Genomic DNA, 8,118 nt, shown 5'->3' on the forward strand with positions numbered 1-8,118 from the left:
TTTGAACCGCTTCGAGCGATCCTGGGGAGAAGGGCTCGATCTCCCGCTCGAAGAATTCAGATCAGCGGCGGCCGCCCCAGCCGCGTCATGCGCCACACCGTGCGCCACCGCATCGGCCGCCGCTCCCCGGCAGGGGCCCGCACTCCCTCCAGGAAGCCGCCCGCCCAGGCCCGCAGGCCGCCGAGCGAGCGGGTCCGTGCCAGGGTCAGCAGCGTCCATGTCCCCAGGTAGAGGGGGATCAGCGGGAGCGGGAGGCGGCGGCGGGCCAGCCAGACGCGGTTGCGGGCGGTCATCCGGTAGTAGACCGCGTGCCGCGCCGGGGACGTCTTCGGGTGCTGGAGCAGCAGGGACGGCTCATACAGGACCTTCCAGCCGGCGTCGAGCGCGCGCCAGGCGAGGTCGGTCTCCTCGTGCGTGAAGAAGAAGTCGGCGGGCCAGTCGCCGGTCTCGGCGAGCATCTTCATCGAGAAGGCGTGGGCGCCGCCGAGGAACGCGGTCACCAGGCCGCGCCGCATCGGGTCCTTCGCGCGCAGCCGGGGCACGTGCCGGCGCTGCGTCTCGCCGAGTTCGTCCGCGATGCGGAAACCGACGACGCCCAGGCGGGGGTCGGCCGCGTACAGGTCCTGGATCGTGGAGAAGACGTCGGCGTCGACGAGGAGCCCGTCGTCGTCGAGTTCGACGGCCACGTCCACGTCACCGAACTCCCGCAGCCGGGCGAGCGCCACGTTCCGGCCACCGGGGCAGCCGAGGTTGTCGTCGAGTTCGACGGTGGTGACCTCGAAGGGCAGGCCGGTGAAGGCGGGCAGCGGCGTGCCGTTGCCGATCATGACGACGCGGGCCGGCGGGGCGTCCTGCTTCGCCACCGACTCCAGCAGCGCGTCGACGTCCTTGGGCCGGTTGCCCATGGTGACGATGGCCACGCCGATGCGGGGGAGTTCGGTGGTCAGGCGCCTGTCTGTCATGGCGGCGATGGTAGCCGTTCACCTGCCGGGGCCTCGCAGGGCATCGGGCGCGGCGCCGCCGGCCCCGCGCGCGGCTCCGTCAGACCTTCTCCAGCGGCCGGTGCGGCTCGGCCGGCAGCTGTACGCGGATGGCGTCGCCGGGGCGTACGGTCCCGCCCTCCCGTACGACGCTCATGACGCCCGCCTTGCGGACGACCGCGCCGGTCGCCGGGTCACGGCCCACGACGCGCTTGAGGAGCCCCGGCTGGAAGCGGTCGATCTGGGTGCACGGGTTGCGAAGGCCGGTGATCTCGACGACCGCGCCGCCGTCGCCGAGGTGCAGCAGGGTGCCGGTGGGCAGGGCGAGCAGGTCGATGCCGCGCGTGGTGACGTTCTCGCCCAGCTCGCCGGGGGCCACCCGGTGGCCCGCCCCGGCCACCTCGGTGAACAACTCCTCGTGCATCAGGTGGACTTGGCGCAGGTTCGGCTGCGTCGGGTCCTTGGCCACGCGCGAGCGGTGCTTGACGGTGACGCCGGCGTGCACGTCGCCCTCGACGCCGAGCCCGGCCAGCAGCGTGATGCTGTCGCGGGCCGGTTTGGTGAAGGAGTACGTGCCGTTGCTGCTGACCGCCGTGACGATCGCGCCGTCGAAACCGCTCATCGTGGGTCCCCCTGCGTGTGGCTGCCGATCACCAGAGCCTAGTCGCGGGGCCCCGGCCGAGCGACCAGCGGCCGGCGTCCCGCAAGGCGTCAACCGTGCGGCCGCCAGCCCGTCTCCGCGGCCCACCGCTCGGCCACGACACCGATGAGGTCGACGACGGGATCTTTCACGTCGGCGTACGTGCCGGTGTCGGGGACGGCTTCCGCCAGTACGTACTTGAAGCGGGCGTACGCGGGGACGGCGGCCGGGGTCGCGCGCAGCCAGTCCCGGAACAGCAGCGCCAGCCGCTCGTTCGGCGAACCGGCGCGGCGCACATGCAGGTTGACGGGCGCGGCGTCCGCCGTCCGCCGCGACCAGTAGCGCTTCGCCCAGCCGGCGGGGTCCTCCCGGGCCTCGCTCCCGGCGGGGACGTGGTCGGCCAGGTAGGGCGCCCGGACGAAGCCGAGCGCGGTCAGCGGCGGGTCGAACGCGGCAGCGGCGGCGTCCAGGTCCGCGACGCTCACCTGCACGTCGTAGACCGCCTTGGCGGCCATGCCCGGCACGGCCGTCGATCCGATGTGCTCGACGTGCAGGGCCGACGGGCCGAGCGCGCCCCGCAGCCGGGCACAGAGGGCGGCGCCCTGAGCGGCCCACGCCGGGTCGTGCGGGACGACCACGGGTTTCTCGTGCGGGGGCATCAGCTCCGCCCGCCGTCCGGCGCGGGCCCGAGCGAGCGCTCCGACACCTTCGTCAGGTGCGCGGAGAGCGTCCCGCGAGCGTCCGGGGTGAGGGTACTGAGCGCGACCAGCGCCGTGACGACCACGTCGCACAGCTCCGACTCGACGTCCTGCCAGGTGTGGCTGACGCCCTTGCGCGGGTTCTGCCCGACGGCACCGATGACCGCCTGCGCGGCCTCGCCCACCTCCTCCGAGAGCTTCAACATCCTTAGGAGCAGGGCCTCTTGGGGAGGGTGCTGGTTGTTCTCGTCCAGCCAGGCGCGCAGCCGGTCGATGGCCGTCCAGAGTCCGTCGTCGTTCGTCGTCACGACGGACGAGCCTACGGCCCCGCGCCCACTCGGCGGGCTCCGAGGCGTGCCCTGGCACGGCCCTACGTCATGCCCCACGTCTCGGTCTACGTCACGTCCGTCGAGGCGGCCTACGCCTACGAGGCGGACTCCGAGGCCGGGTCCTCCGGGGAGGGACCGGCCTCCCGCACCCGCTTGGTCCGCGAGCCCACCACGGCCAGCGTCGCCGCCGCGGCCCCCACCAGCGCCGCCGGCACCATCCAGTGCCGGTCGAGGGCGTGACCCAGTGCGTGGTCGAGGGAGTAGCGGCCCGCGCCGGTCACCGCGAGGCCCGCCGCGACGAAGCCGAGGAACGCCGGGTACTCGTAGCCGCCCTCCATCGCGAAGAATCCGTTCGGGGCGTGCACGGCCGCCGCGCCGGCCATGGTCCCGGCCGCCGCCGCGCCGCCCAGCGGGGTGGCGAGGCCGAGGGCGAGGAGCGCCCCGCCGCCCGCCTCGCCGAGCCCGGCCGCGAGAGCGCTGGCCTTGGCGGGGGCGTACCCCATGGCGTCCATGGCGGCGGCCGTGCCGGAGACACCGCCCCCGCCGAACCAGCCCAGCAGCTTCTGCGCGCCGTGGGCGGCGAGCACCCCGCCGGTGCCCAGGCGCAGCGCGAGCAGCCCGAGGTCGCGGCGGCGGGAGCCGCACGTCGTGGGGGCGGAACGGGAGAGACGGCAGGAGCGGACGGTACGTGCGCGTGTGCAGGTCATGCCCCCACCGTCCGGCAGCCGGGGCCCGCGCACCTCGCGCGCGGGCCCATTCGGGTGGCGGCTCCCGGGACCCGGTGCAAACCTGGGCGCATGCCCATGCAGACCGCAAAGCTCAGCGACCCCGCCGTCCGTGCCTTCGTCACGGCGCTCAACGCCCACGACGAAGAGGCCTTCCGCGCCGCGCTCGCGCCGGGCGCGACCATGGCCGACGACGGCGCCGAGCGGGATCTCGCCGACTGGACGGCCCGCGAGATCTTCGACTCGCACGGCCACATGGAGATCGAGAAGGAGAAGGCCGGCGGCCGCTCCCTCGTCGCCCGCTACAGCAACGACGCGTGGGGCGAGATGCGCACCACGTGGACGTTCGACGTGACGGACGGCAAGATCACCCGCTTCGAGACCGGCCAGGCCTGACCCGCGGCCCCGCCGCCACCAAGAGCCCGGCCGCCCTCCAAAAGCCCCCGCCGCCCCGCGGCTACGGGATCGGGACCGCCGCCCCGCTCACCCGCACCCGCGGATCGCCCTCCCGCAGCGACACGGCCAGTTCGCCGGGGCGGCCCATGTCCGCGCCCTGGTACAGGGTGAGTTCGGCCGCGGGTGGCACCAGCCCCAGTTCGCGCAGGTACGCGCCGAACGCGGCGGCGGCCGCGCCGGTCACGGGGTCCTCGACGACGCCGCCCACGGGGAACGGGTCGCGCACGTGGAAGGTGGCCTCGTCCTCCCGCCACACCAGTTGGACCGTCGTCAGGTCCAGCCGGCGCATCAGCGCGGCGAGCCGCTCGAAGTCGTAGGCGAGGTCGGCCAGCCGCTGCCGGGTCGCCGCCGCCAGGACGAGGTGGCGGGCGCCGGCGTAGGCGATGCGGGGCGGCAGGGCCGGGTCGAGGTCGGCGGCCGGCCAGTCGAGCGCGGCCAGGGCCTCGGTGAGATCGTCGCCGGCCACGTCCTCGATGTGCGGGGCGACGCTGGTGAGGGTCGCGCGCAGGACGCCCCCGTCCCGCTCCACGCTGACCGGGACCTCGCCGGCCTGGGTGTGGAACAGGTAGCCGCCGGTGCCGCGGCGCTCCGCGAGGGCGACGGCGGCGGCGACGGTGGCGTGGCCGCAGAACGAGACCTCGGCCTTGGGGCTGAAGTACCGCACGGTATAGGCCCGTTCGTCGCTCGCGTCCGGGCCCGGGGTGACGAAGGCGGACTCGCTGTACCCGAGGCCGGCGGCGATCGCGAGCATGTCGGCGGCGCCGAGGGCGGAGGCGTCGAGGACGATCCCGGCCGGGTTGCCGCCGGCGGGGGTCGTGGTGAAGGCGGTGTAACGCAGGACGTCGTCGGTCATGGGGGCCATCAAAGCAACTGCGTCCCGCGCGCGGGAGAGGGCGCCTGTCCCCCCAGGCCAGGCGCCCTCTCCCTCCCCCCTCGTGGTGGTCTCGCGGGCGGTGCTCAGTGGCAGCTGACCCCGCCCGAGCCGAGCCGGCTCCAGGAGCAGGAGTCGAGCTGGGCACCGCTCGGCTTGAACAGGCGGGCCTTGTCGCCCGTGTTGTTCCAGACGTACGCGCCCCGGCCCCAGTACCGGACCCCGGCGGCGTTCGTGCCCTTGCCGGTGCGGACCTTGACCGTCTTGCCCGCACCGATGTTGTAGCTGCCGAAGGTGTACGTGTAGCCGGTGTTGTCCTTCAGCTTGTAGCCCTTGAGCTGGAGCGCGGAGCGGGAGTTGTTGTGGATGTTCACCCACTCGCCGTTCAGCGAGGTGTTGCTGCCGCGGTCCGAGCCCGGGCTGTCGTACTGGATGTAGCCGAGGTGCAGCCCGCCCTGGTGGGCGGCGGCGGACGCCGGGTCCGCGGCGAGCAGCGAACCCGCGAGGGCCGCCGCGGCGAGGACGGCGGCCGGGGCTGCGGAACGTATGCGCAAGATGCACTCCAAATGTGAAGTTCTCGTGGAGAGGAGCTGAGCATACGGGCCGCGGTGCCCGGTCATCCGGCGGTAGGCATCATTCCGTTTGTAGAGATGTACTTCTCAAGCAACCGGTGCTGCGGCACGCGGTGCCGAACCGGTCATCCCCGGCCGATGAACGGCATGTTCGTGGCCAGTACCGTCGCGAACTGCACATTGGCCTCCAGTGGCAGCTCGGCCATGTGCCGCACCGTGCGGGCCACGTCCGCCACGTCCATCACCGGCTCCGCCGCCAGCTCGCCGTTGGCCTGCGGGATGCCGGACTGCATGCGGGCGGTCATGTCGGTGGCGGCGTTGCCGATGTCGATCTGCCCGCAGGCGATCCGGTACGGGCGGCCGTCCAGGGAGAGCGACTTGGTCAGGCCGGTGAGGGCGTGCTTCGTCGCCGTGTACGCGATCGAGTGCGGGCGCGGGGTGTGCGCGGAGATCGACCCGTTGTTGATGATCCGGCCGCCCCCCGGGTCCTGCTCCTTCATCTGCCGGAACGCCGCCTGCGCGCACAGGAACGCCCCGTTGAGGTTGGTGTCGACGACGTGCCGCCACGCGTCGTACGCCAGCTCCTCGACGGGCACCCCGCCGGGCCCGAAGGTGCCCGCGTTGTTGAAGAGCAGGTCGAGCCGGCCGAACCGGTCGCCCACGGCGGAGAAGAGGTGCGCCACGTCGTCCGGGTCCGACACGTCCGTGCGGACGGCGAGGGCCTCGGCGCCCGGGGCGAGCGCCGCCGTCTCCTCCAGGGTCTGGGTACGGCGGCCGGCGAGGGCCACGCGCCAGCCGGCGCGCAGCAGCTCCAGGGCGACGGCCCGGCCGATGCCGGAGCCGGCGCCGGTGACCACGGCGGTTCTCGTCTTGGCGGTTCGCTGATCGTCCATGGGGCCGCAGCGTACGGGCGGAGCGGGCACCCGGAGATCACCGATCCGCCATGTGGCTGTTGTGTACGCGACAGTCGAACGTCGTCGCGGCCGACTCCAATTCCCCTGACAGCAGATGTTGCCAGCAGTCAGGGGAGGGGCTCCATGTCTCGCACACCGCAGCACGCACCCGAACTCCGCGTAGCAGCCCAGCACTTGGGCCGCCGCCGGTTCCTCACCGTCGCGGGCGCGGCCTCGGCGCTGGCCTTCGGTGTGAACCTGCCGGCCGCCGGCGCCGCGGCCGCCGCCGAGCTGGACGCCCGCAAGATCACCGCCGACCCGTTCACCCTGGGTGTCGCCTCCGGTGACCCGCTGCCCGGCTCCGTGCTGCTGTGGACCCGGCTCGCCCCGCAACCGTACGAGACCGGCGGCGGGCTGCCCGCCCAGCGCGTCGAGGTGCGCTGGGAGCTCGCCCACGACGAGCGCTTCCGGCGGATCGCCCGGCGCGGCACCGCCACCGCGCACCCCGAGTTCGACCACTCCGTCCACGTCGAGGTCGAGCACCTCGCGCCGGGCCGCGTCTACTACTACCGCTTCCGCGTGGGCGGCTGGGTCAGCGAGAGCGGCCGCACCCGCACCGCCCCGGCCGCCGGCGACCGCGTCGCGCGGCTGAGCCTGGCCGCGGTCTCCTGCCAGGCGTACCACGACGGCTACTTCACCGCGTACAAGCACCTCGCCCAGGACGACGTCGACGTCGTCTTCCACCTCGGCGACTACCTCTACGAGTACGCCGTCAACTCCGTGGGCGGGAACCGCAAGTACACCGACCGCGTCCTGCCCGACGTCTTCAACCGCGAGACGGTCACCCTGGAGGACTACCGGCTGCGCTACGCCCTGTACAAGTCCGACCCGGACCTGCGGGCCGCGCACGCCGCGCACCCCTTCGTCGTCACCTGGGACGACCACGAGACCGAGAACAACTACGCCGACGACATCTCCGAGAACGACGACCGGCCGGCCGAGTTCCTGCTGCGCCGCGCCTCCGCGTACCGCGCGTACTGGGAGAACCAGCCGCTGCGCCGCCCCCAGCTGCCCACCGGGCCCGACGCGCAGCTCTACCGCCGCCTGGTCTGGGGCCGGCTCGCCCAGTTCGACATCCTCGACACCCGGCAGTACCGCTCCGACCAGGCCTACGGCGACACCGCCCACGCGCCCGGACCCGAGTCCGACGACCCGGCGCGCACCATCACCGGCGCCACGCAGGAGCGCTGGCTCATCGACGGCTGGCGCCGCTCGCGCGCGCTGTGGAACGTCGTGCCGCAGCAGGTCACCTTCTCCGAGCGCAAGCTCGACCTCACCGCGGACGCGAAGCTGTCCATGGACGCGTGGGACGGGTACCGGGCGTCGCGGGCGCGGGTCCTCGCCGGGGCGAAGGCGGCCCGCGTCGAGAACCTCATGGTCCTCACCGGTGACGTGCACGTCGGCTACGCCTTCGACATCAAGGAGGACTTCGCCGATCCGGCGTCGCGCACCGTCGGCACGGAGATCGTCGCCACGTCCATCGCCTCCGGCAAGGACGGGGCGGAGCGGCCGGCCAACTGGGAGACGTACACCCGGGCCAATCCGCACATGAAGTTCTACGACGGGCGGCGCGGGTACGTCACCGTGGGGCTCGGGCGGGAGGAGGCGCGGGCCGACTTCAAGACGGTCCCGCTCGTCTCGGCACCCGGGGCGCCGATCAGTACGGCGGCGTCGTTCGTCACGGAGGTCGGTGACCAGGGACTGCGTCCGGCGTAACGGGTTATCGGCCGCGGCCCGGTGGGGGCGGGCCGCGCAGTTCTTCGTCTGCCGGCCGGTGGGGCTTCTCGCGCAGTTCCCCGCGCCCCTGAGATGCGCACTTCGTGCGCCATCTCACCGGACGCCCCCGAGGGGGCAGCGGCGAAGCCGCAACCCCCTCAGGGGCGCGGGGAACGGC

The 8,118-nt window shown here is 73.5% G+C and carries 10 protein-coding genes; 2 read left to right on the plus strand and 8 right to left on the minus strand.

Features of this window, described 5'->3' with window-relative positions; genetic code table 11:
- Positions 1–56 precede the first annotated feature (56 nt).
- From ABZY33_RS07855 to ABZY33_RS07875, 5 genes are all read right to left on the minus strand, one after another.
- Positions 57–962, minus strand: a complete 906-nt coding sequence (locus ABZY33_RS07855) for a glycosyltransferase (protein WP_356490604.1) — start codon at positions 960–962, stop codon at positions 57–59.
- 79 nt (positions 963–1,041) lie between these two features.
- Positions 1,042–1,602 (minus strand): MOSC domain-containing protein, encoded by a 561-nt coding sequence (locus tag ABZY33_RS07860; RefSeq protein WP_356490605.1) that lies wholly within the window; start codon positions 1,600–1,602, stop codon positions 1,042–1,044.
- 89 nt (positions 1,603–1,691) lie between these two features.
- Positions 1,692–2,279 (minus strand): GrpB family protein, encoded by a 588-nt coding sequence (locus ABZY33_RS07865; protein ID WP_356490606.1) that lies wholly within the window; start codon positions 2,277–2,279, stop codon positions 1,692–1,694.
- Complete coding sequence (locus ABZY33_RS07870; RefSeq protein ID WP_356490607.1) at positions 2,279–2,626, minus strand: MazG-like family protein; 348 nt, start codon at positions 2,624–2,626, stop codon at positions 2,279–2,281. Before ABZY33_RS07870 ends, ABZY33_RS07865 begins: the two co-directional genes overlap by 1 nt.
- Positions 2,627–2,742: 116 nt before the next feature.
- The gene (locus ABZY33_RS07875) at positions 2,743–3,354 is read right to left on the minus strand and encodes a DoxX family protein (RefSeq protein WP_356490608.1); all 612 of its coding nucleotides are present in this window, start codon (positions 3,352–3,354) and stop codon (positions 2,743–2,745) included.
- Between the two features lie 90 nt (positions 3,355–3,444).
- On the opposite strand from ABZY33_RS07875, the gene ABZY33_RS07880 reads away from it, so the two are divergent.
- The gene (locus ABZY33_RS07880) at positions 3,445–3,768 is read left to right on the plus strand and encodes a nuclear transport factor 2 family protein (protein ID WP_356490609.1); all 324 of its coding nucleotides are present in this window, start codon (positions 3,445–3,447) and stop codon (positions 3,766–3,768) included.
- Positions 3,769–3,829: 61 nt separating this feature from the next.
- On the opposite strand, the gene ABZY33_RS07885 is transcribed toward ABZY33_RS07880, so the two are convergent.
- The 3 genes from ABZY33_RS07885 to ABZY33_RS07895 form a co-directional block, all read right to left on the minus strand.
- Entirely contained in the window at positions 3,830–4,681 is an 852-nt protein-coding gene (locus ABZY33_RS07885; RefSeq protein WP_356490610.1) for a PhzF family phenazine biosynthesis isomerase, read from the minus strand.
- Positions 4,682–4,785: 104 nt separating this feature from the next.
- Positions 4,786–5,253, minus strand: coding sequence for a lamin tail domain-containing protein (locus tag ABZY33_RS07890; RefSeq protein ID WP_356490611.1), 468 nt, complete (start codon positions 5,251–5,253; stop codon positions 4,786–4,788).
- A 143-nt stretch (positions 5,254–5,396) separates the two neighbouring features.
- Positions 5,397–6,164, minus strand: a complete 768-nt coding sequence (locus ABZY33_RS07895; RefSeq protein WP_356490612.1) for an SDR family oxidoreductase — start codon at positions 6,162–6,164, stop codon at positions 5,397–5,399.
- Between the two features lie 144 nt (positions 6,165–6,308).
- On the opposite strand from ABZY33_RS07895, the gene ABZY33_RS07900 reads away from it, so the two are divergent.
- Positions 6,309–7,940, plus strand: a complete 1,632-nt coding sequence (locus tag ABZY33_RS07900; RefSeq protein ID WP_356490613.1) for an alkaline phosphatase D family protein — start codon at positions 6,309–6,311, stop codon at positions 7,938–7,940.
- The last annotated feature ends 178 nt before the right edge of the window (positions 7,941–8,118 follow it).

Origin of the sequence: Streptomyces sp. NPDC006552 (genome assembly GCF_040611655.1) — a bacterium.
In the GTDB taxonomy this organism is placed as follows: domain Bacteria; phylum Actinomycetota; class Actinomycetes; order Streptomycetales; family Streptomycetaceae; genus Streptomyces.